The 237-nt window shown below is 71.7% G+C and carries 1 protein-coding gene; it reads right to left on the reverse strand.

What is annotated here, in order from left to right; genetic code table 11:
- Positions 1-237, reverse strand: a 237-nt coding sequence (locus FVS66_RS00015) for a DUF397 domain-containing protein (protein ID WP_149178859.1), incomplete at both ends; no start/stop codon positions are given.

The following is a 237-nucleotide window of genomic DNA, read 5'->3' on the forward strand; positions in this document are numbered from 1 at the left end:
TCGGTGGCGCGGAGATGGTCGAACTCGCCGGCTGCGGCGCCGTCGAGGAACTTCGTGAACTCTGCCCGGGTGAAGTACAGGACCGGGGCGCCCGGGTCCTTGTCGTCGGAGAGCGCGACCATGCGCGTGCCGTCCGGGACGTGCGGGTGGGGGTGGTCCTCGGCGGCGGGCGCTGCGGCCACGATGACGCAGTCCTTGAGGATCGGGTCCAGGTCCGTCCGGCTGGACTTGCGCCAG

This window comes from Streptomyces sp. TRM49041 (assembly GCF_008271805.1).
Classification (GTDB): domain Bacteria; phylum Actinomycetota; class Actinomycetes; order Streptomycetales; family Streptomycetaceae; genus Streptomyces.